Annotated in this window: 16 protein-coding genes and 1 pseudogene; 8 read left to right on the top strand and 9 right to left on the bottom strand. The window is 60.5% G+C overall.

Annotated elements, in window-relative coordinates; genetic code table 11:
• Positions 1-2: 2 nt before the first annotated feature.
• The gene (locus tag NKI95_RS29800; RefSeq protein WP_352721309.1) at positions 3-797 is read left to right on the top strand and encodes an N-acyl homoserine lactonase family protein; all 795 of its coding nucleotides are present in this window, start codon (positions 3-5) and stop codon (positions 795-797) included.
• Positions 798-1,038: 241 nt separating this feature from the next.
• On the opposite strand, the gene NKI95_RS29805 is transcribed toward NKI95_RS29800, so the two are convergent.
• From NKI95_RS29805 to NKI95_RS29825, 5 genes are all read right to left on the bottom strand, one after another.
• Entirely contained in the window at positions 1,039-3,900 is a 2,862-nt protein-coding gene (locus tag NKI95_RS29805) for an ATP-binding protein (RefSeq protein WP_352721311.1), read from the bottom strand.
• Positions 3,884-4,504 (bottom strand): ATP-binding protein, encoded by a 621-nt coding sequence (locus NKI95_RS29810; protein ID WP_352721313.1) that lies wholly within the window; start codon positions 4,502-4,504, stop codon positions 3,884-3,886. Before NKI95_RS29810 ends, NKI95_RS29805 begins: the two co-directional genes overlap by 17 nt.
• The gene (locus NKI95_RS29815) at positions 4,501-5,760 is read right to left on the bottom strand and encodes a metallophosphoesterase family protein (protein ID WP_352721315.1); all 1,260 of its coding nucleotides are present in this window, start codon (positions 5,758-5,760) and stop codon (positions 4,501-4,503) included. The genes NKI95_RS29810 and NKI95_RS29815 overlap by 4 nt, the downstream gene beginning before the upstream one ends.
• 156 nt (positions 5,761-5,916) lie before the next feature.
• Positions 5,917-6,183, bottom strand: a complete 267-nt coding sequence (locus NKI95_RS29820) for a BrnA antitoxin family protein (RefSeq protein ID WP_352721340.1) — start codon at positions 6,181-6,183, stop codon at positions 5,917-5,919.
• Between the two features lie 343 nt (positions 6,184-6,526).
• A complete protein-coding gene (locus NKI95_RS29825) occupies positions 6,527-6,781 on the bottom strand; it encodes a helix-turn-helix domain-containing protein (RefSeq protein WP_352721317.1) in 255 nt (84 codons plus the stop codon).
• 462 nt (positions 6,782-7,243) lie between these two features.
• Here NKI95_RS29825 and NKI95_RS29830 point away from each other — a divergent pair, with 462 nt between their 5' ends.
• The 4 genes from NKI95_RS29830 to NKI95_RS29845 all read left to right on the top strand — a co-directional run bounded on the left by NKI95_RS29830 (position 7,244) and on the right by NKI95_RS29845 (position 11,641).
• On the top strand, positions 7,244-7,423 hold the full coding sequence (locus tag NKI95_RS29830; RefSeq protein WP_352721341.1) for a DUF6074 family protein: 180 nt from the start codon (positions 7,244-7,246) through the stop codon (positions 7,421-7,423).
• 566 nt (positions 7,424-7,989) lie between these two features.
• Positions 7,990-8,682 (top strand): RNA polymerase sigma factor, encoded by a 693-nt coding sequence (locus NKI95_RS29835; protein WP_352721319.1) that lies wholly within the window; start codon positions 7,990-7,992, stop codon positions 8,680-8,682.
• A 207-nt stretch (positions 8,683-8,889) separates the two neighbouring features.
• On the top strand, positions 8,890-10,242 hold the full coding sequence (locus NKI95_RS29840; RefSeq protein ID WP_352721321.1) for a hypothetical protein: 1,353 nt from the start codon (positions 8,890-8,892) through the stop codon (positions 10,240-10,242).
• A gap of 643 nt (positions 10,243-10,885) precedes the next feature.
• Positions 10,886-11,641, top strand: a complete 756-nt coding sequence (locus NKI95_RS29845; protein WP_352721323.1) for a DUF899 family protein — start codon at positions 10,886-10,888, stop codon at positions 11,639-11,641.
• Positions 11,642-12,026: 385 nt separating this feature from the next.
• Here NKI95_RS29845 and NKI95_RS29850 read toward each other — a convergent pair whose 3' ends face one another.
• A complete protein-coding gene (locus NKI95_RS29850; protein WP_352721324.1) occupies positions 12,027-13,682 on the bottom strand; it encodes an acetolactate synthase large subunit in 1,656 nt (551 codons plus the stop codon).
• A gap of 166 nt (positions 13,683-13,848) precedes the next feature.
• Here NKI95_RS29850 and NKI95_RS29855 point away from each other — a divergent pair, with 166 nt between their 5' ends.
• Positions 13,849-14,796, top strand: coding sequence for a DUF5996 family protein (locus NKI95_RS29855; RefSeq protein ID WP_352721325.1), 948 nt, complete (start codon positions 13,849-13,851; stop codon positions 14,794-14,796).
• Between the two features lie 335 nt (positions 14,797-15,131).
• Here NKI95_RS29855 and NKI95_RS29860 read toward each other — a convergent pair whose 3' ends face one another.
• A complete protein-coding gene (locus NKI95_RS29860) occupies positions 15,132-16,280 on the bottom strand; it encodes an RHE_PE00001 family protein (protein ID WP_352721327.1) in 1,149 nt (382 codons plus the stop codon).
• 557 nt (positions 16,281-16,837) lie between these two features.
• On the opposite strand from NKI95_RS29860, the pseudogene NKI95_RS29865 reads away from it, so the two are divergent.
• Positions 16,838-16,948 (top strand): annotated as a pseudogene (locus NKI95_RS29865) (pyocin activator PrtN family protein); the annotation flags it as partial.
• Positions 16,949-17,227: 279 nt separating this feature from the next.
• Positions 17,228-18,193: a Vgb family protein gene (locus NKI95_RS29870; RefSeq protein ID WP_352721329.1), complete on the top strand. Its 966-nt coding sequence runs from the start codon at positions 17,228-17,230 to the stop codon at positions 18,191-18,193.
• A 143-nt stretch (positions 18,194-18,336) separates the two neighbouring features.
• Here the strand turns inward: NKI95_RS29870 and NKI95_RS29875 are convergent, their stop codons facing one another.
• Both NKI95_RS29875 and NKI95_RS29880 read right to left on the bottom strand, forming a co-directional pair.
• Positions 18,337-18,573, bottom strand: a complete 237-nt coding sequence (locus NKI95_RS29875) for a hypothetical protein (RefSeq protein WP_352721331.1) — start codon at positions 18,571-18,573, stop codon at positions 18,337-18,339.
• Positions 18,574-18,689: 116 nt separating this feature from the next.
• The gene (locus tag NKI95_RS29880; RefSeq protein WP_352624653.1) at positions 18,690-18,944 is read right to left on the bottom strand and encodes a hypothetical protein; all 255 of its coding nucleotides are present in this window, start codon (positions 18,942-18,944) and stop codon (positions 18,690-18,692) included.
• Between the last annotated feature and the right edge of the window lie 1,014 nt (positions 18,945-19,958).

A 19,958-nucleotide genomic window follows, 5' to 3' on the forward strand; every position in this document is an offset into this window, starting at 1 on the left:
GCATGGTTGACGCCGCACGCTATGAAATCCATGCCGTTCGCTACGGCCATTTCGAGCGCCGGTCGGGCGAGAATTTCCTGGGCGGGGACACGCATGATGTTCCAATGCCGCTCGACTACTTCGTCTGGGCGATTGTCGGGGAAAAGCGCACCTTCATCGTCGACACCGGCTTCGACATGCCGACCGGCGACAAACGGGGACGCAGTGTCGTCAGGCCCGTTGATGAAGGTCTTGCGGCAATCGGCATCGACCATGCCGATGTCAGTGACGTTATTATCTCCCACATGCATTACGATCATTGCGGGAACCATCATTTGTTCCCGAAAGCGACCTTCCACCTGCAGGATGCTGAGATGGAGTTCGCGACCGGCCGCTGCATGTGCCACCATGCCATGCGCCATCCCTTCGAGGCCGAAGATGTCACCACTATGGTGCGGCGCGTCTTTGCCGGAAAGGTTTGCTTCCACGATCCGGAATCGCAGATCGCGCCCGGCATCACGCTCCATAAGGTTGGCGGCCACTCGCGCGGATTGCAGGTGGTGCGGGTGGAAACCGACAACGGGGCGGTCGTGATCGCATCCGACGCAGCCCATTTTTACGCCAACATGGAACGCCAGAAGCCGTTTCCCGTCTTCGATCGGCTGAGCGATGTGATCTTCGGGGTCGAGCGTATGAAACAGCTCGCCAGTTCGCCTGCTCACATCGTTCCGGGACACGACCCGCTTGTGCTCAAGCGCTTCGCGCGCACCCGCCGCGACGTCGAGGACATTGTTGCGTTGAACCGACCCCAAGGCTGATCGCATTAATGCCGTGGCAAGCGGTCTCCGCGGCACGTCCGACAGATTTTGCACAACCAAGAGATCTCGTACGAACAAGTTTCACTTGTCCGCGCATTGAAACAATCCACGTCTGCTTTTGGAGGATTGTGCGGATCAGCGGAACGGCTGCAATCGGGCGCGAAGCGGTCATCCAAGGTTCGGCCTACGGAAGTCGTCTTGGTAGCAGGGGCATCAACTCATGCCACGCGACAGCAGGCAACTATGCGAGCTCGTGGATCGTTACGCCGGGAACAACAGCCTTCGCGATCTCGCATAGATGCTGGTGATGCGTCAGATAAATCACCTGGCCAGCGCTTGCCATCTCGCCAAACAACCTGAAAACCTCCTCGGATCGGAAATGGTCGAAGGTCTCCATGATGTCGTCGGCAATGAATGGCACCGAGGGTCGAAACTGGGCGAACTCGTAGTATCCGGCAAGTCGCAGCGCCAGGTAGAGCTGAAAACGCGCACCTTTTGAGAGCGCGTCGGCGACCTTGGACTGACCGTCTCGCTGCAAAGCGATGAGGACTTCCCCGCCCTTCACAGGTTGGGTGGCAAGCCCCGAATACTGACCGCGCGTGATGAGTGCGAATGCGTCAGATGCCCGCTTCATCATCCCGGAGCGATGGCGCTCGCGGTACACGCGCAGAGCGTTCCCGGCGGCCATGACGCCCAGTTTCAGCTCGATGTAGCGGACAGCCTTTTCTTCGATTTCCAGCAAGACGGTGCGGCGCTCGGCATCTATCCGCGCAACCGCGCTGTCGCCACCGATTGCGTCCAGCTTGTCGGCCGCCCGGGTCTGGCGAATAAGCTGCTGTTGTATCGCTTCATCGAGATCCCGAAGCCGCTGCTCATTTTCAGCCTTCTCGACCAGGAGGCTATCGACCTCGACACAATCCAGCGTGGAACGCGCCTGGTCGAAGCGTTCCGCCGCCAGCTCAGCCGACAACTGCTCCTCAAGCTCGGCAACGGCAGCGCGCAGACGATCCCTTTCCCGTAGCAACTCGTCGCGTTCCACGACTTCCGACAAGATGGTGACGCCGAAAGCGACCAAGACCTCACTTTTGCGTCGCTCATGCGCCGCTATCTCCAGATTGAGACTGTCACGAGCGTCCTGCAGGCGCTGCAGGTCATTGATGAGGTTTGCCTTCATCTCTCTGGCGCGATCGGCGCGTTCCAGACGCTCAGCCAGCCGAATGGCCAACTGCTCCGGTTCGTCGCCGTTCGCGGGCTCACCCGCTTCAGCCGCGGCAGCGGTGACCTCGACAAAGAAATTTTCTCTGTCTGCCTCCATTTTCTCGATGCGGAGCTGCATGGCATCCCGCTCCTGGATGCTTTTCGACAGCTCAGCCAATTGATCGAGCACGTTGCCGACGCCGGGCGCCGATATGCCGCTCTCAAGCCAGGTGCCGGCAAGCGCCTCGACAATGCCGGCTAACCATTCTTCCTCGCGCCTTTCCGCCACGTCTAAAGCCCGCCGTCTGGCGGCCAGGTCCTCCTCTTTCGCGCTCACGGTCTTAAGCGCCTCGGCACGCTCCGCATCGACCTTGAGCTGCCTGTCGAGGAACAGTTCTGCCATGGCCATGGCTGTCTCCACGCTGTCGCCGGGTTCCGAGTCTACCCCGACGCTCGCCAGCGCCCGGATCAACTCCAACTGTACCCTCTCTCCCACGTCGGCCGCGCGGCGCGCTTTCTTGCGTGCCAGCTCGATGTCCTCCCAGGCCGCGAGCGCATCACTGCGGGCAGAGGCACGATCTTCGATGATTTCGATCAGACGCTCGGGCGAGAATTCCAGGCACTCTGCCAGCAGCTCGCTGGCCGCCGCACGAAGTTCGGAGAGTACAGCCTGATCGTCGAGGTCGATCTGTGCAAGCTGGTGGCGGATACGTGTGATGGCGGCTGTTGTTTCAGCGAGGCTGCGGATTGTTGTGCGGATCTCGGCGAGCTCCCGCGCGTTGGCCAGCCGAACCGCTCCAACACTGTCGTCGCGAGCCAAAAGAGCCTCGAAATCGTCCGCCGTTTCGCCGCTGAGCTCACCTCGATGCTTGGCCCACACCTCATCCCGGGCGCGGCGAATGGCAGAAGCCGCTTCATCGTCGGTTACATCGACCGAGGCACGAAGCGCATCCAGGCGAGCCGAGAGCAGGTCGTGACTCTCCTGGTGTTCGGCGAGACGTTCGCAAAGGACAGCCCTGCTCTTTCCCAACCCGGCTGCCCGCACCTTCCATGCACCAACCTGCCCAGCACTCGGGACCGGCACCCTGGCCAGTGCCCCGGCATCTCCAGACCAGGGATGCAGGCGAGCGATTGCCGCCTCCCATCGAACCGTGCTCGCGTCCTCCGCCTCGCGAGCCATTTTCATGTCCGTTAGGTGCCCGCTGCCTCGCGCCTTCGACAAGGCCGAGGCCAGCCTTGCCCTGGCAGGTTCGGGTACAGCCCTCTCTTGCCCAACCCGCTCGCGTGCCGCCTGAAGTGCATCGAGCGCCGCCGCGGCTTCGTTGCGGTCAACGCGCACGGTGGTGGCGATTCCCGATCGCTCCTCGAGCATGGCGCGGACAGCGCCAACGGTGGCAGCAGGCAAAAGCAGCGCAGCCGGATTTGCCTCGGACGACCTTCCAAGCGCGGCAAGGCAAGTCCCCACGGCTTTGTCGAGTATTTGCAGCTCGGTCCTGCGACTTGGCAGGTCCAGCCCTGCGGAGACATAGCGCACCTTACGGTCCGCGAGCGCCCGAATCCGCTCGGAGATTGCCAGGATCGCCTCGTCCACATCGACTGAGGCGATTCTCGTTGTCACGCGCTCGGCGTCGTCGATGTTCCCGGACAGCCGCGTTCTCAGGCTGGCGTCGTCATCGATCAGTTCGGTGACGCCGCCTGTCCAGGTTCGCAGTGGTGACGCGATGTCAGGCAACTCGGCAAGCTGGGCCGCCTTGCGCCGGATGTCGGCGAGGATCGGGATCGCGCGAAGATACGTGGCAATCGTGTCGAGCCGAGCCGACAGCAACGACCGTTCGGCGATACTGCGGCCATACTTTTCCGCCGCGTCGAGACATTCGGCCTCAAGGCTCTCATAGGTCGAGGCCAAGGTGTCGATCGCGTCCCTGCGTGACTTGAGCAAGGCGCTTCTTGAGCAGCGCAAGTTCGGTCCCGTGCGCCTGCTTGCGATAGAGCCCGTCTGCTTCTGCCTCGAGCGCGCTTAATGTGTCGCTCGCATGCCCAAGACCGGCGCTGGCCGTGAACAGGAGCTTGCCCAGGTCGCCACGAGACTCCAGGATCGATTTTCCGCCTGCTTCCAGTGTCTCGTCGTCCAGCGAGAACATGGTCTCGTATGCGTCACGCGACAGACCTGCGAGATGCGCCGTTATCGCCACCTCGCTCACCGGTTGGTCCATCGCGTTCAGCAGCGAGTTGGTGCGCTGTTTCGTGCGCGTGAATGTGTGCTCCGTGCCGGCGAGTTCGAGAACCCCGCCGATACGCATCGCGCTGTACTCGTGCAGGAAATTGTAGCGGCTGCGTTCCTCGATACCGAACAGCAGGTCCAGGTAACCGGAAAGTGCAGTCGACTTGCCCGCCTCGTTCAGCCCGAACACAATATGGAAGTCGGGACCGGCCTGCGGCCTTCGGCCGAAGTCGATCGTCCCATCGGTGAACTTTCCATAGCGAATGAGGTCAAGGCGCCGGAGCCTCATTGCGCCCCACCTGCCTTGAGGCGGGCCGTGACCAGGTCGGCACCGCTGGCAAGCACCCTGTCGAGGAACAGTTCCAGCCCAGCTTCGTCCCGTCCGGCGAAGTCGCGCCCGTCCGGCGGCAGATCGGCAATCATCTTCTGGACAAGCGCCCTCGCCTCGGCGCGGAAGGCCTCTGACTTGGCATCGGCATGCATGGATTGCGCGAGTTCGAATATTGGATCAGCGATGCCATCGGCTGTGTCCGTCGTCGGTGGTGCGAGGTCAAGCTCAAGCTTTTCGACCCATGTGTCGCCCGTCTGCTCCGCCGCCTGCTCGGCTTCGGCCAGCAGCAGGTCCCTGTCGCGGATCAGCGCCCAGGACAAGGGCGTCGCCCCCGTCAGCCCAAGACGGACCACAGCGTGGCGGGACCTGACGGAAGCCCGAATGTCTTCGAGCGCGGATCGGACGCGGCCCACGACCTCGGGCCATTCCACCGTGCCGGTCAGGTCGACGCTCGCCCGTTCGAACTGCGCGATGCTGGTCAGCTTTTCCTCGATCTCGACGGACCGGTCGTCCCGTATCGTGACCAGAGTGACGGATTTCTCTCCGGCCTCGTTGATGTCCCTGCCCTGCGGCATTCCCGGCATCACCACCGTGCTCGCTCCAGGATGGACTTGGCGCGCGTGGATGTGCCCAAGCGCCCAATAGTCAAAACCATGGTCGTGCAAATCAGCAACGCTGCAGGGGGCGTAGACGTCGTGGCCGGGTGATCCAGCAAGGCTGGTATGCATGATGCCCACATTGACCGCCCCTTCCCGGGCGGCCGGATACTTGGGGAGCAGGCTTTCAGGCGCCTTGGGGTTCGCGAAGCTCAATCCGTGGAACATGACGTCCAGCCCGCCAGCTGTTTGCAGCAGAGACTGGGGACGGCCGCCGAAGATCGTCACAGTGTCGGGAAAGACGAGCTGTTTCGAAATCCTCGACATGGCGTCGTGATTTCCGCGGATCTTGAAAACCCTGATGCCGGCCTGGTGGAGGCGTGTCATCTGCGAGGCGAGGAACCGCGCCGTTTTCATCGACGTCTGTTCGCCATCGTAAAGATCGCCGGCAATGACGAGCGCATCGACACGCTCGGCAAGGCAGAGATCCACGATTCCGACAAACGCCTGGCGACTGGCGTCTCCGACGAGTTCGGCAAGATCAGGGTTTCGCAGCGCCAGCGAACGCAGCGGCGAATCGAGGTGAATATCGGCCGTGTGTAGGAATCGAAATGCCATTCGGGTCTCCGCCCACAGAGCATAGAGGGTTCGGCCGCGGCTCGATGCAAAAATTCCAGGATACGCGTTGTTGGTTGTCCAAAAGGTGCGCAATCGCTTACGCTTTACGCTTCCGTTTCAAATCCATCTGCGTCGCCGCTATCGGCGCCATGCCGATCAGTAGTCGTTTGATCGTTTGTCATCCGCATTGGTCGGTTTTTTGGAGATAGCGCGCCGCAAGGTGTCGTTGATCCGATCCTGCCAGCCCGGCCCATCTTCCTGGAAATGGTCCAGCACGGCCCTATCGATCCTAATCGAGACAAGCTCTCTGACATTTGGAGCAGCCGCCGTTTCGCGAACCGGCACCGCCGGCTTCTTGATCGGCTTGAAGGCGGCTTCGGCGGCTGCCATCGGATTTGTGGGTCGGCGTGGAGGATTTGCCATTTTATGATCCTGACTGGTCATAATGCTTGTCGAGCGGGACTGTGCGAATGCGCAACCATAACCCATGTGCCGCAGGCCACCGAACGATGGGACAAAAAAGAAAAAGGCCGGACGACAGGCCGGCAGGATAGGCAAAGGTGACTTTAGGGGCCGGTCAAAAGCCCGCAGTCCTTTGGGCCTATTCTCGGCCAACCATCTCAGAGAGGGAATCAAGCATGTCGGCAGCACCCTCCAACATTCCATCCATCTGGTCGGAAGCGCATGGTTCAATGCTTCGACTATCAGTCGCAGACTACACTCACAAGGAAACGGATATTCGACTCACTTGCGGATTACCCATTGATCACGCAGCGTCCAATATGTCCGACTCCGCCTCAAGAATTCCCACAGGTAGGGACAGCGATCTCGCGATCCGATCCCGATAGCCCTTATTGTACCTCAGACCCGACTCGATGTTTTGAATTTCCTCAGCGGCTAGCCCGCACGCCACCGCCAGGTCCTCGATCGAATATCCAAGGTGCTCACGATAAGCGCGGATGATGTGGGTCCCCTCTGACATAGCCGTTAAGACTGTCTCGGGAATGCGCGAATCCTTCATAGACACCTCCAAAAAGAACAGGATGCCCGCTACAATCGGGAGATTTCCTCCCGACCTGGCGCTCCCAGCAAATCAAATAAATGAGCGTCGATTCGGCCGGATCGGCCTCGTCATGGAATGGGCCACCTGAAATTGGCAGCCGGATCGGAATATGGCGGCTTGCCTGGTTCTGATCAAGTCCAAGATCCTGCCTGCCCAAATCACTCCCTGCGCGATCCTTCGCGGCTCATCATCGCCAATGGGTCCTTGAACAGGAACTCGAACTCGCCCATGCCGCCGCGACCAGTGGCTTTATGCGGCACAATCCACCGAGCCCGACCACTGCAGCGCTGTTAACCAAATTTTTTAACCCGCCAATGCTATTCGCGAGACTGAAGGGATGAGGTGACCGATGGGTGATTCAAACATAAGCGCGTTTCCGCTGCATCGGCGGCGGAAATTGGTCGAAGGATCGCCCGGGTCCTGGAATCCAAGAACGGGGAGGACGCGAATGCCTTCTGGCGCAGCACCGCCAAGACAATTCTCGTTCAACTGTCCGAATCAGGAATCGCACCCGAGGTCGCCGAACAGGAAGTTGGAACGCTTCTTCATGTTGTCTTAGCCGACATAGCCACCCGCAGCGCTGCGAAACTTGCACGATAGCATCGGCTCACCAGGAAGGATCGCCGCGTGGAGACACCCTGGGACTCCGCAAGCGTGCCACCACTGCATCCCGTCAAATGCAAGGCTTCTACGCCGAAACAGCACAATGCGCCCAATTGCCGACGCTCAGCGCCAAGACAATGAACGACCTATTTGGGCCGACAGCGGACTAGCAGCTTCAGGCTGCGGTTCTTCAGGAGCGGACATTCAGGAGCGGACATTCAGGTCGGCTCGGGCATAGTCGTGACCTGACCCAATCCTGACCTTCCGGGACCCATTTTCCTTCCAGAAACCGGACATTGGGCCCAACCAGCGCTCGTGACCCGAAGGCGACCTTCATTTCCTAGAAGCGCGTATGACTGCTCTTAGACGGAAAGCCGGCATTTGATGGATGCTGTGCTTGGAGGCGGGTAATGAAGCGTCATAGCACTGTCGGCATGATAGGCGCCGTCGGCTTGCTTCTCGCCGCTGTGTTTGATTGCCTGTTGCCTTCCACTGATGAACGAGTCGACTAGGACCTTTTTTTTTGCTGTGACGGCACCGAATTGGTCATTAGATAAGTTGTCATGTCCGACCCACGCATCGACAGGGGCGATGACGGGCGCAATTCCAAAGATGTGGAACTGGTCCGCCGCGCGTTGGCGCGCGACGCGGACGCATTACGAACCATCATGCAGATGCACAACCAGCGCCTCTACCGTATCGCGCGTGGATTGGCCGACGACGACAGCGAAGCCGAGGACATCGTTCAGGAAGCCTATGTCAACGCCTTCGCCCACTTTGCCGAGTTTCGAGGAGAATCGGCATTGTCGACATGGCTCTGCAGGATCGTCGTCAACGAGGCATTAGGACGCTTGCGAAGGAGTCGGCGCGCGACAGCTTTTGCAAAATCCGCGGCACGGGCCAATGCCGAAGTCATACAGTTTGCTCTCGACAAGCATTCCGGGGACGCAGAGCGAACGGTGGCGCAACGACAAATCCTGAGCTTGGTCGAACAGGCAACCGATAGGCTGCCCCCCGCCTACCGCGTTGTTCTTATTGCCCGAGCAATCGAAGGACTCTCTAATGACGAGACAGCGGAACTGCTCGGCGTGCGTCCCGAGACAGTGCGGACGCGGCTCCATCGCGCTCGCCGTCTCCTTCGCCAAGAGCTAGACGAGCAGATTGGCCCCGTGCTGCTCAATGCCTTCCCCTTCAAGGGCCGACGCTGCGAGCGACTAATCGACACCGTTATAGATCGCCTTCGTTTTCCAGCCTGACTGCGTGACGGAAGGTCTTTCTGCGCCTCTCTCTCCCATGCCGGCAGAAGGTCCATGCTCTATCGATCGATCGGTTTTCGCGCCGGACGCGGGAACGTTTTGACGGTTCGGTCATCCAATATTGTCAGCCAGATTCGGTAGCCACGCAATCGGGACGTCGCCGAACGGGTAGACCAACTGGAAAACAATATTCGGGAGGACAAGGCAGTGTCAGCACGGTTCAATCGTATTGGTGTCTCCTTGGTCATTCTGGTCTCCGCGGCTTTGATTCCGGCCGCTGCCCAGACGGGCGCAAAAGGATCGGTCAGCGGAAAGGATTTTGACGCCGCCGCGGCCGAGCAGGCCAAGCGATATCTCAAGGAAGGTCGCGAGACTTTCCGTTTCGATACCTTTGGTAGCGAGGAGTTTTGGGGCGGCAAGCTCAAGCTCCATGAGGCGATCGCCGGGGAGAAACTGGGCGGGGTCGGACCTGGCCTCAGTCCGGAAATGGCTCTCGAACTTGGCCTCAAGGTCGATGTCAATGCAATTCCGAAGGATGTGGCTGCAGCTCTCGACAAAGGTGAGGTCGACCTTACCGATCCTGCAAGCACGCTTCTCCTGCTCAAAGCCAATGCCGTTGTCGGGGTGACCGGGTTCTTCGCCGAGGACGGAAAGACGCTGACTTCGGTCGGCATACAATGTGCCGTGTGCCATTCGACCGTTGACGACGCATATGCGCCAGGCATCGGGCATAGGCTGGACGGCTGGCCGAACCGCGACCTCAATATAGGCGCTGTCGTTGCATTGGCGCCTGACCTCACGGCGTTCACCGAAATGCTGCAGATATCCGAAGCGGAGGTGAAGAAGGCGGTGGAAGCATGGGGCCCTGGCAAATTCGATGCTGAACTGAACCTCGACGGCAAGGCATTCCGGCCGGACGGCAAGACGGCCGCCACGCTCAATCCACCCGCCTTCGGATTGGCCGGCGTGAACAACCATACATGGACCGGAGCCTGGGGCACGGTGAGCTACTGGAACGCCTATGTCGGCAATCTCGAAATGCACGGCAAAGGCGTTTTCTACGATCCGCGCCTGGACGATGCAGAGAAGTATCCGGTCGCAGCGAGAACGAAACAGGGCCACAAGCAGGACGAGGAAGACCGGATCACGGCGAAGCTGCCGGCGCTTCACTTCTATCAGCTTTCGCTGCCGACCCCGAAGCCGCCCGAGGGCGCCTTCGACAGTGCGGCGGCGGAGAAAGGCGAGGCACTTTTCAACGACAAGGCCAAATGCGGCACTTGCCACGTGCCGCCACTATTCACCGAGCCGGGATGGAACCTGCATACGGCCGATGAGATCGGGATCGACGATTTCCAGGCAATGCGATCCCCGGACGAGCGTTACAGGACGGCATCGTTGCGTGCACTTTGGAACACGGAAAAAATCCACAAGGGCGGTTTCTACCACGACGGGCGGTTCGCCACCCTCAATGAAGTCATCAAGCATTATGACGACCATCTGGGCCTTGATCTGACCGATCAGGAAAAGAGTGATCTGATCGAGTACCTCAAGTCGATTTGACCCAGCACTTGACGGCGTCGGCGTTGCGCTCGGCGTATTTGTATTTGCTCTTGAAGGACTCTTCCCTATCGCCATCACCGAGGCCAAGACGGTTACAGAGGGCAGGCACATCATTCGCGCTGAAATCGGCAGTGGCCGATGCGGCCTCATGACGGAGCTGCTTGATCAGCGCCGACCAATACTGCGGCTTGCTCTCTCGACTCACTCCCTGCCCCCTCGAGAGGATAGTACCCTCTAGCGCTCGTCGCATCCGACGATCTAAATTATTGCTAACCTTAGATCGTCCGCAGTGATTAATGCGAGCGCTTCTTCGAAGACAGTGGTCAATGTTCCAACACGGTTAAACACCCCGACACCGTGTTGCTTTCGCTCGACGAGGCCTTCGCGTTGGGAAAGCTCGTTAACGAGCATCTCTCGGAGCGGAACTGGCCCGCAAGCAGACAGGAGGGCAGTGATTCCAAACGATATGACAACTGTGGACGAACTGTGGGACGTGGGGTTTTCGACAGCGACTGTCGATTGCCATACGGCGTCAGTGTCTGGCAGGAGCCTGCGGCTGCTCAACGGCCGGCATCGTACCTAATCATAATCTTCGAGTATGGTGGATCAGCCGATGCGGGAGGCGAGCACGGGAGGTCGAGTCATGGGTGTCACCTTCAAGGGCGAGAGCGCCGACTATCGCGCCGCGCGCGACAGGCTCTTGCAATCCGAAATCGCGCTGCGCCGGCAGATGGAGGCAGTAGCCGCCGAGCGACGTGCTCAGCCGCCTGGGCCGTTGGTCGAGATGGATTATCAGTTCGAGCGAATCGGCGCGGACGGCAAGCCGCAGAAGGTGAGGCTGTCGGACCTGTTTGCACCAGGCACGACATCGCTGTTGATTTACAACATGATGTTCCCACGCCACGCGCTGGACGATCGGCCGCAGCCCTCGACCGGCCTTTTTGCCGACCTGCCTCGTGAGGAAACGCCATGCCCTTCCTGCACGGGTTTGCTCGACCAGTTGAACGGCGCGGCGCACCATTTCTGTGCCGCCGGCTTCAATTTTGCGGTGGTCACGCAAGCGCCCGTGGAGCGCGCACAGGCTTTTGCAAACCAGCGCGGCTGGAGGAACCTCGACATGCTTTCGGCTGTCGGCACAACGTTCAAGCAGGATTTCAACGCACTGTTTGAGGACGGGCAACTCGCCCCGATGACCCATGTCTTCCAGAAGACGCCAGATGGTATCCGCCATTTCTGGTCGTCCGAAATGATGTACGCCGAGTCCGATCCTGGCCAGGATCCGCGCCAGCAGGGCACGATCGAGCCGCTGTGGAACATGATGGACCTGATGCCCGAGGGCCGGCCGGACTTCGATGAACAGGTGGAATATGCGGGACAGGATGTTGCGAATGAGAGCTGACCCCTCTGCGACTTGCTGATCCGGGACATTTCGTCGGCTCTGTCGCAAACCCGGTGGTAGGGTCATGAACAGCCATGTTCCCGCCGGACACATGGTTCGTCTCCATGCCGCCCTCCGCAGCCGTAGCGCTCGACGCGAGCCTGCGAATTGTAGCGTCTCACCAGAAAGCGCTACTAAGGATTCGGTTTGAGAATTGCTGGTTGGCGGTGCCCGATGAAGTGCACCTTGGCAAAGGGCACACTGGGCGCCATTTCCCGACATTGCATTGATGCTTCGGCTGCAACCAATTCATGAAGCCTCTCCCTACGAGGCGAAGGCGGCCGGGGCAGGACCGCCTGCAAGGGGCTTCTCCGCTGACTTGCAGGATTGGCAGCATAGGTTCGCCTCATTGCGATTCCTTGGCCGCGAAATGCCTGCGCAGCTCTTCGACGAGGACGCGGGCATTCTCCGAATAGTCGATCGGGACGTCCACCAGATGGACGCCGCCTCCCTTGAAGGCTTCCTCCAGCGTTGGAACCAGCTCCTCCGCTGCGCCGACGCGGGAACCGCTGGCCCCGTACGACTCGGCGTAGCGGACGAAGTCGGGATTGCCGAATGTGAGCCCGAAGTCCGGAAATCCGTCGACCGCCTGCTTCCAGCGGATCATGCCGTAGGCGGAATCGTTGAGGATCATCACGACAAGGTTAAGCCTCAAGCGAACGGCTGTCTCGAGTTCCTGGGAGTTCATCATGAAGCCGCCGTCACCGCATACCGCCATCACGCGGCGCTCGGGATAGAGGAGCGACGCCATGATCGCCGACGGCAATCCCGCCCCCATGGTCGCGAGCGCGTTGTCGAGCAGCAGCGTGTTCGCATGATGGGTGCGGTAGTTGCGGGCGAACCAGATCTTGTACATGCCGTTGTCCAGGCAAACGATGCCGTCCTCGGGCATGACCGTTCTGACGTCGTGTACGATGCGCTGCGGCTTGATCGGGAAACGATCCTCCAGGCTGCGCTCGTTGATCCGCGACAGAATCGTCTGACGAAGCTCGATGATCTTCGTGTCGGGGCTGAGCCGACCCTCGAGCCGATCGGCGAGCACGGCCGCGGTCGTGCCGATGTCGCCAACCACTTCGGCGTCGGGGTGGAACACCTGTTCGACTGTCGCGGACGTAAACCCGATATGGATAACTTTCGGGCCGCCCTCGTCGCGCATCAGAAATGGCGGCTTTTCAACCGTGTCGTGTCCGATGGCGATGATCAGGTCCGAAATTTCGATCGCATCATGGACATAATCGCGCTCGGAAAGTGCTGCCGTTCCGACATAGAGGTTTGAACCGCCGTCGACCGCCCCCTTGCCCATCTGCGTATTGAAGAACGGGATGCGCATCCGCCGCACGAAGTCCGACAGCGAACCAACCAGCCGGGGGCGATTTCCGGCCGCGCCGATCATGATCAGCGGACGCTTGGCCGCCAGTATCATCTGCGCCGCACGATCAATCGCGTCGGGATGAGCGATGGGACGTTCAAGCGGATGCACCGGAATGAGTGAAACCAACGGGATCTGCTCGGCCGCGACATCCTCGGGGAGCTCCAGGTGAACTGGCCCTGGACGCTCTTGCGCAGCAACCCTGAAAGCATCGCGCACCACGGTCGGAATGCTGTGCGGGCTGACAATTTGCCGCGTCATCTTGGTCAGCGGCCGCATTGATCCGATCACGTCGACGATCTGAAAACGGGCCTGCTTGGCTGTAAGTATTGGCTTCTGCCCGGTGATCATGATCATCGGCATTGCGCCCAGATGGGCATAGGCCGCGGCGGTCGAGAAATTGAGCGCGCCGGGTCCAAGCGTCGAAATGCAAACGCCGGGCCGCCCGGTCAGCCGTCCATGCGTGGCCGCCATGAAGCCGGCCGCCTGCTCATGCCGCGTTGTGATCAATTCGATCCGCGAGGTGCGCAACGACTCCAGGACGTCGAGATTTTCCTCGCCGGGGACACCGAAGATCCGATCCACTCCCTCATTCTCGAGGGCGGCAACGAGGAGGTCAGAGCCCTTTTTCAAATTTCGGCATCCTTGTGGTTGAAGCGGGACCCAAATGAACGGATCGATCCTAAGCGAAACTGACAATGCTTTGGACCTACTCTATCTCAACGGGGCGGGTATTGTGACCGGAGCGAAGGGGCACTCGCGGATTGTTGTTCAACTTTGTCGAAGGTAGGTTAGCCCGATGAACGACCGCATCCATGATCGGTGGCCGGACATACCGTATGGTCCTTGGCGCGGTACCTGCTCCGCGCTGCATCTTTGTTCCCAGATCATAGGGAAATATCGGCTTGCGCGCACGCCCTGGGTGAACCATTCGTGGCACGCGACCCTCTATCCTAATGCTCGCGGCTTCACGACCGGGCTCGTGCCTGATGGAGCTGGCGGGATCGAGCTCAGCCTCGACCTGGTTGACCATCAGGTGGTCGGAGCGGCCACCGACGGACGCACTGCCCGATTTCCGCTCGAGCCGATGTCGGTCGCTTCCTTCCATGCTCACGCATTAGACCTCGTTCGCAGCCTCGGCGGGACGGCGGAGCTGAACGGCATGCCGAATGAAATCCCGAACGCGATTCCGTTCGCAGAGGACCGGGCCGAGCGGCCCTACGATGCCGATGCCGTCGCGCGCTTTTTCAAGGCAAGCATAGCGGTGACAGCCGTACTCCAGACCTTCCGCACCGCTTATCTCGGCAAGGTCAGCCCGGTGCACCTGTTCTGGGGGAGCTTCGATCTCGCAGTGACGCGCTTTTCCGGGCGGCGAGCGCCCCTGCACCCGGGTGGCATTCCCGCCCTGCCCGACGAGGTCACCCGCGAAGCCTACAGTCATGAGGTTTCGTCGGCTGGCTTTTGGCCGGGCGGTGGAGCGGTCGACTTTCCCGCCTTCTATTCCTATGCCTATCCGGCACCGGCTGGCTTCGCCGCGGCAAAGATCCTTCCCGACGCCGCATACTACGAAGCGAGCCTTGGAGAATTCCTGCTGCCTTATGACGCGGTGCGCGGAGCAGCCGATCCGGAAGCGATCCTCATGGGTTTTCTCGAGAGCACCTATCGCGCCGCTGCCGACCTCGCGGAATGGGATGCCGCCGCTCTCGAATGCGCAATCGGACAACCTCGCCGACCACGGCGCCTGTAAGTGCCTTCTCGCCCAACGTTCGTAACGGATTGACCTCGAAAGCGACACTGGCTGAGAGCTGTACGTGCACTTACAGCCGCAGAACTAAACAGCTGGCGATCGTAAAACGAGCGAATTGCGCGGATATCGTTGAAGAAGTCGGCTCGTAGTCGCGATTCACATCAATGCGTTCGAAGGTTTGGCGCGCCAGAGAAGATGAGGAAACTGGATAGTCAGGGTCCGAGCTATGAAGTGGGAAGCCTGTTCCCGCTGCCAAGACGAAGCGACTCGCAATCGCACGGTGGTGGCGGTCGCACGCCGGCGTGCCAGGCGACTTTCCGCGCGCACGCGAGCTGTCAGAGGATCCCCCACGCCCGGTAACGTCCCCTGCCCGTGATCTCGCGCAGGCCGAGTTCGGCGACGAGATTAAGCGCGCCGCGTGTACTTAACTTCAGCTCCTTTTCGATCATCGCCGTGGAGACGAGCGGCCGGGCGAGCACCAGCTCGACCAGTTGCGGCAGCTTCGAATGCCCCCGCCGGCCGCGCAGGCGCCGAGCCATCTGCTCCCGGGCGAGCACCAGCCGGTCGTGTTCCTTCAGCCCGGCGACGGCCGCTTCAGTGACGCCCTCCAGAAACCCGATCAGCCGCGCCGTCCTGTCGCGGGCGCGCCGCCTTTCGCGCGGAATGGCGCGCAGCCCGGTGTTGAGACAGACGAGGTGTGCGCTCGTTTTTCGGACCTGCCTGAGCATGGCGCCGACGAGCAGGTGTCCGAGCCAGGGCAGATGCTGCAGCGGTTCTTTTGTTTCCCACGCATCCCATAGCAGGGCGGCGCTCAGCACGGGCGGCTGGCCAGTGGTCCGGTTCAACATAGCCCGCCAGTCCGACAGCCGTTCCTCCTCGTCCCAGTCGGGATCGTAGACGAGCGGATTTTTTTCGTCCGTCGGGACCTGTTGCGGTCGCGAAACCGGCGCGGCGGCGAGCCCGTCGAGCACGTTGCGCGTGCGATCGAGCAGCGCATCGATGGCAGCAAATTCGGCGCCGAGGCCATCGTTCAGATCGTCGTTGGCCGACTCGCCCGCCTCTTCATCACCGGCGCCCTCCGCTGCCGTCGCATGACGCTCCGGTGGCAAAGCGTTCTGGGCGCTAGCGCCACGCCCGCGCAATTGGCTTAGGCCGTTCGGGCTCAGCGCCCAGTCCGGCCTGTTCGCAACAATCAGCCGCCGTGCCCGCAGCACCGCATGGGCACGGGTGAGCTCGTGGGTCGGCGTGCGGATGTCCATGTGGGTGTCGTGTAGGACCAGATCCTCGACATGGACAAGCTCGCCCTCGAGCCACAGCGCGGCGGCGGCGTCGTAGAAATGCGTGCGCGCGACAAAACCTTCGCGCACCGGACTTCTGGCCAGCCGCTCATCGAGGCGCGCCAAAGAATCCTCTGCGGTGACGAGCGGTCCCGCGAGGTCGCGCCACGGGATTGCATTGGTACGGTCAAGGTCAAAAAGAGTCATCGGGCGTCGTTCCGGCCTTCGCTCTGGCGCTGCCAATTGAAATTCTTAGGCAAAAATCGGCGCACCCGCTTGCGGCCCGTCTCCAGCCTCTCTTGATGCAAACTGGTGACGTCGTAAGCCATTGATATCGCTTTAGCCGATTCGACTTGCTGAAGCTATCTTGCACTTTGCTTCATTCACACCGGGTCTTCCTTGGGACAACCCTCACTATCGATAATTACCTCTTATCGATACTTAGATAATACCATCCGCAAATTCTAATACTATTGGGTTTTGTTCCTGCTGAGCCCATCAAAAACAAGAGTGCGTTTTCGATCATCGCCTCAGAGGCGCTTTTTTTGCGGGATACGCCCAAATGGAGTCCAGTTGGGTCCTCACCCGCCGCAACGAAGTAGGTAGCGCGGATGTGGGGAAAGGCGGTAGCGTTCTACTGACTCGAGCCCGACCGTTTCTTAGGTCGCGCCTACCGTTTTGCACGCCCTCCCCTGCACGGCCGTGACGGAAGGTTGAACCCGTCGGGCGGCTTGCTAGGTTCCAGACTTAGGTGGTAACCCGGCATGAACACGGCACTGCTTTTGATGGCTCAGTATGGTGGTCAGGCCATCATCCCGATCGATGACGTCTGCCGAGACTATTTCTCCCACCTGACGCCGCAGAAATTGATTCAGCATTGGCATCCTCGGCTATGGCCATATCGGCAAGATGCTTGCCCTTCGCGCCAGAGCTTTTGGCGCATTGCGCCTGTTGAATACCCATCCTTGTCAAGCCGGATTGGGTTCCATAAGCGCGTCAGTCGAACCCCAAGGCTGCCCCAACAGCGGGCTGGATTGGCCGATCCGCGGGGCGGTGAAACGCAGTGCAGGGCGCCGTGATTTTCCCGATCCGTCATTGCTGCGACGAACTTTGCGCCTAGAGTAGTGGCACATGCCGCAGCATGGAGAGTTCTCATGCGCCGCCTCTTCCGCTTTATCGCACTCGCCGCCAGCCTTGCCGCCTTCCCGGCCGACGCGCAGGAACGTCAGGTCTACAGTCTCCCGCAGGGCGCGCATCCCCATGACGTCGCGCCCGCGCCCGACGGAGACATCTGGTACACGGCCCAGCAACAGGGGGCACTGGGTATTCTCGATCCCGAGACCGGCAAGGTTCGCCAAGTACCGCTTGGCGAAGGATCCAGCCCTCACGGTGTCATCCAGGGTCCGGACGGTGACGCGTGGATAACCGATGGCGGGCTCAACGCGATCGTGCGCTTCGACTCGACAACCGAGGAAATCAAGGTGTGGGCGCTTCCGCAGGACGTCGGCTACGCCAATCTCAATACTGCCGCGTTCGACGGCGACGGCCTCCTCTGGTTCACCGGGCAGAGCGGAATCTACGGAAGGCTCGACCCTGCGACGGGCGACATGAAAATTTTCCACGCTCCAGAGGGCCGCGGCCCCTACGGGATTACTGCGACCCCCAACGGAGACGTCTACTTCGTGTCGCTCGCCGGCAGCTATCTGGCAAGCATCGACCGCAAGAGCGGTGAAGCTCGAGTGATCGAGCCTCCGACCCCGGACCAGGGGGCGCGCCGCGTGTGGTCGGACAGCCGAGGACGGCTTTGGATTTCGGAATGGAACGCGGGACAGGTATCGGTCTACGACCCCCATGACGGCGGCTGGAACGCTTGGCGTTTGCCCGGCGACCTTCCTCGCACCTATGCGGTCTATGTGGACGAGCGCGACATTGTCTGGCTCTCCGATTTCGGAGGGAATGCCGTGCACGCGTTCGATCCGCAGACAGACAAGTTTACGACGTACCCCAAGTCCACGGAAAACGCTGATGTCCGCCAGATCAATGGCCGCCGCGGAGAGGTTTGGCTGCCAGAATCTGGGGCCGACCGGCTGGTCGTGATCCGCACCGCCTCCGCCAAGTGAGGCGGTCCCAGCCGCGGCTTCATTAGCGCCAGCATGGCGAAGTTCGGTCTCCCCGTCCTTCCTCCGCGCTGCTAGCGCCGCGCTCCGTGCAGGATCGACGCGGATCCGCATCCGCGGATCGGCGCCGCCCCTTTTGCGGCGGCTCATTCCGTCAACGCTGTGCGCTTCATTGCTATGACCGTAAAGGCGCTTTCGAGCACGCAGAGCGGCTTGGATAGGCTCTTGAGGTGAAAATGGCGAAATGGTTCGAGTCGACCGGCGACAGCTATTTCTCGCATATCAACCGCCAGAGCATCGAGGCCGTCATTCGGGAGGCGAAGGGTGATCAGGCCGCGCTTGCCGTCAAGGCGGCGGGCAAGAAGTTCGACGATCATTTGCATCGAGTTGTGGCTCATCTGGGGATCACGACCTGCACGGCCCCCACTCCGGTAACAACAGGCTGCAAAATTGGAACAGTCGTTTGGCCCTCTCCATAGCCCTTCAGATGCGTCTTTGATCATTGCCTGAGGAACGCGCCCGTGTAGGTCTGGCCAGCAAGCCTAACGGTTCCGGCGAGGGCTCCGTCGGACAGCATAACAAAACTGACCTCCGCGCCATTCGGTAGGCGCTCAAGCTTCAACGTAGTCCCCACAATTCTTCCAGCGCCGGCGGCCTCCCCCGGATAGTTGTCGCCCAGATTTCCCCACGCATAGGTGACCGTCACCTTCCCATCGGAAGAAATCGTCTGAACAGCAAGTTTGGCGTCATACATCCCATCCAGTCGTCCGGCCCATAGACCCGAAAAAGCAGCGTACTTTGTTGGAACGCCCTTGCCAGGGGGAGTGACCGCCACGGTTTGATGCATGATTGCTGAGCCGGAAGGAACCAAGGCAGGTTGGGGAGGAATGGCACCAGGTTCTAACGCAGGTTCGAGAGTGGCCGGTTGCGACGTTTCAGGAGCCGATTGGCACGCGGCTAGGGCAAGTGCCGCGAAGCCAAGCATTGCGTTGCACATTCGGTGTGCCATCTTCTGGTGCCCCGGCCATCTTTGAATCTAGCGCAGGCCGACCTTATCGCGCGTTTTCACAAGCTGTGTCTACGCAAGGTAAGTCATACGACAGCGGGTCGTCGAAGAACCCGCAGCGGTCGTGAGTGAATGCCTCTATTCGTCGCCCAAGTAGCGGCCTGGAGCGCCATTCGCCCGGCATCCGCTGGTTCATTAGGAGTTGAGCGGGAGGATCAGCAGTTGACCTTCCAGATCACATAGTGAGGCCGTTGCGACTGTATTCCTGAACCTTCGACAAACGAGTACACGCCGGTCGAACGGACTCACCAAGCTGCTGAATGAACGCTCTAGATGCATTCGACAGGCGTTTGACCGACGAAAGCTTAAGCCCCCCAAGATGCCGCGGCCTATTTCAAGTGCTGCGAGGCGAGTATGATCGACGCGTTGGTGCCAGGCTTCTGAATGATAATCACGACGATGGTAGTCATTCTCGACGATACAAGAGTTGCTGCCACTTATTCGGACAGGAGCTACCGGTTCGATTGAACCGGTAGCGGTGAACGGAAGGGGCACAACACCCTTCGGCCGCGATTTCGCCAATAGCAATACCGCAGAAACGTGCCACCTTGGCGGAGGATCTGCGCCCTCCGAAGGCAGAAGTTACAGGTTCAAATCCTGTCGGGTGCAGCATTGCACAGTTCGCTTGCCGACAACTATTCCTGCTGGAATTGACAGGGCCAATCTTCAGGCCTCGTCAAGCCAGAAGGCAACTCGGTCCGG

This window comes from Mesorhizobium sp. M0306 (assembly GCF_040321655.1).
In the GTDB taxonomy this organism is placed as follows: domain Bacteria; phylum Pseudomonadota; class Alphaproteobacteria; order Rhizobiales; family Rhizobiaceae; genus Mesorhizobium.